This is a genomic window from Clostridium senegalense (assembly GCF_018916625.1).
Classification (GTDB): Bacteria; Bacillota; Clostridia; order Clostridiales; family Clostridiaceae; genus Clostridium_J; species Clostridium_J senegalense.
In genome coordinates this window covers 1-2,743 of sequence record NZ_JAHLNC010000026.1, presented here as the reverse complement: position 1 = coordinate 2,743, position 2,743 = coordinate 1, and the positions used below count along the sequence as shown (strand labels likewise).

Genomic DNA, 2,743 nt, shown 5'->3' with positions numbered 1-2,743 from the left:
AGTATGGTTCACTAGCTCAGTCGGTAGAGCACATGACTTTTAATCATGGTGTCCGGGGTTCGATTCCCCGGTGAGCCACCAAGTCGTAGTATTTATACTACGACTTTTTTATATATAAATTTAAAAATAAAGGTTTATATAAAATAAAATGAAGTGTTATAATAGATATAAAAATTAAACGGTATTTATCTTATGAAAGGAGAATGTATGTTATCTTTATTAAACAGTGCAGAAAGAATAGGACCAAATACAATAGGTCAAGAAATGTATATTGTATGGATTAAGTTAGCTATTGCAATTGGAACATTTTTATTAATATTGTTTTTAAAAAATGTTTTAGTGAAGTACATAATAAAAGGTATAAATAAAATTTTATTAAAATTAGAGATTAAAAATAATTTTAACATAATAGAAGCTATAGAAAATCCTATAAAAAATTTCTTGTTATTATTAGGTGTATACATAATAATACTAACAATTTTTGATATATTTAGCATAAATGCTCTTATACTAAATAGAGTATTTAATAGTTGTGTTTTATTATTAATAGCACAATCGCTTATAAATATAGTTGAGAAACCACCGGAAATATTTAATAAATTTCAAGACAGTGATGGAAAATTAGATAAAATAGCATATTCTTTTATAGCTAAATTTATAAAAGTAGCTATTATAGTTGTAGTTGTACTTACTGTTGCACAAGAATGGGGAATGCCTGTAAAAGGACTTATAGCAAGTGCAGGAATCGGAGGAGCTGTTATAGCATTAGCATCTAAAGATACTGCTGCCAACATATTTGCTGGTATAAGTATAATATTTGATAGGTCTTTTTCTATTGGAGATTGGATACAATGTGGAAGTGTTGAAGGAGAAGTAGAAGATATATCTATAAGAAGTACTAAAATAAGAACATCAGATAAGGTTTTAATAACAATACCTAATTCCACGTTAGCTAATGCATCTATATTAAACTTTACTAAACGTGATATAAGAAAAATAAGTTTTGTTTTAGGTGTAACTTATGATACATCTAAAGAAAAGATTCAAGTATGTATAAATAGAATACAAGACATGCTATTAAAAGAGAGTGACGTAAACAAAGATGGCATATTAGTTTATTTTGATAGTTATAATAGTAGTAGTTTAGATATAGTTATAGCATATTATACTAACAAAACAAGTTTAAGTGAATACATGAAAGTAAAAAATGATGTAAACTTTAAAATCTTAGATATATTAGAAAGTGAAAAGATAGATGTGGCATTTCCAACAACAAGTGTTTATATTGAAAAGTAAACAAAAACTATGGTTTTAAACCATAGTTTTTTTATTATATTAGTATTAATTTTATTCTATATAAGGAACTGATTTTTCAAGAGATAAATATATGCTTTTCACACCCTTAAACCAAGATTCATCTTCAGAATACTTTTGATTAAGCCAACGAAAAGGATCTTCATCTTCAGGTCTGTTTAAGGATAAATTTACAACTGTTCTTGAAACAATTTGTGAGGCATCTCCAATGTCAGTATTATAACTTTGCCAGCTATTAAATATATTAAATGGATTATTAGCTATTGTAGTGCAATAAGGATTATTTTTAGGAACAAAGCCTTGCTCTTGACCTGTAATAGCAAATAATAATAGTGGGTTTAAATTAAAATTTCTAGCTGTATCTATAATAGTAGAAAAATAAGGTTCTTCAGCTAATATAGAATCTCTTTGAGCTAAATATTTTTTTAAAGCATCTATGTTTACTCTTTTGTATTTAAAATCTTCATGGAGATGATTTGTAGTACTTTTTCTTGTCATTTCTTCATTATGCATATATATATTCTTACATTTTTCATTACTCATATTTAATTTAATAGAGTAAAATTCGGGACTGTTATACTTATCATAATAAGAAACAGTAGAATCTTCTTTAAAAGATAAAAAAATATCTTCTTTAAATGTTGGTATATTATCATTAGAAAAAATAGTTATATTAAGCATTTTTATAAAAATGAAACAAGTAAATGCAACAAAATAAGTTGTTATAAGGTTAATAATTAAACCTTTATTTTTATAAGTTTTTATTTTCATTTATATATCACCATACTATAAAATTTTATGACAAGAGTTAGTTTAACCTAAAACTATAAACTTATTCATGGTGTAAAATTTTATAAAGTATAGATTATATTTGTTGTGGAATTTTGTTAATTTTTAGATATATAAGTAAAACATAAACTTTAAAATATATATTTAATATAAACTTAACCAAGTGTATCATCAGTAGAAAAATAAAGAAAAATAAAGAAAAAAGTAGAAAAATGTAATTAATTAATTTAAATTATACAATTAAGGAAAATTTAATTTAATATAGTTATATATAATAAATCTTGTCGCTGAGGCAAGCAAGTAAGCAGCTCAAGCGATAAGGATTTAAACTTTAAAAGACACTTAAAAAAATTGAAAAAAAGTTTTAGAAAAGTGTTGACAAAGAAGTTAAAACCTAGTAAAATAGTAAAAGTCGTCAGGTGATGACGAATTGGTCTTTGAAAATTAAACAGATAAATATAGGTAAAACCAGTTAATTCATTTGAGAATCTATTTTGTAGATGCTCACATCGAAAGATGTAAAAAAATTGACTATTATAGTCAGCAAATTGCTTGAAGCAGTTCAAACTTTTAAATTGAGAGTTTGATCCTGGCTCAGGACGAACGCTGGCGGCGTGCCTAACACATGCAAGTCGAGCGA

At 25.5% G+C, this 2,743-nt stretch carries 2 protein-coding genes, 1 tRNA gene and 1 rRNA gene; 3 read left to right on the top strand and 1 reads right to left on the bottom strand.

The window, feature by feature from the left end; genetic code table 11:
• Positions 1-5: 5 nt before the first annotated feature.
• Positions 6-81 (top strand) — tRNA-Lys (locus tag KQI36_RS17520).
• 126 nt (positions 82-207) lie between these two features.
• The gene (locus KQI36_RS17515; RefSeq protein ID WP_216452007.1) at positions 208-1,296 is read left to right on the top strand and encodes a mechanosensitive ion channel family protein; all 1,089 of its coding nucleotides are present in this window, start codon (positions 208-210) and stop codon (positions 1,294-1,296) included.
• 51 nt (positions 1,297-1,347) lie between these two features.
• On the opposite strand, the gene KQI36_RS17510 is transcribed toward KQI36_RS17515, so the two are convergent.
• Positions 1,348-2,085: a hypothetical protein gene (locus KQI36_RS17510; RefSeq protein ID WP_216452006.1), complete on the bottom strand. Its 738-nt coding sequence runs from the start codon at positions 2,083-2,085 to the stop codon at positions 1,348-1,350.
• Between the two features lie 589 nt (positions 2,086-2,674).
• On the opposite strand from KQI36_RS17510, the gene KQI36_RS17505 reads away from it, so the two are divergent.
• Positions 2,675-2,743: ribosomal RNA gene (locus tag KQI36_RS17505) — 16S ribosomal RNA — on the top strand; the annotation flags it as partial.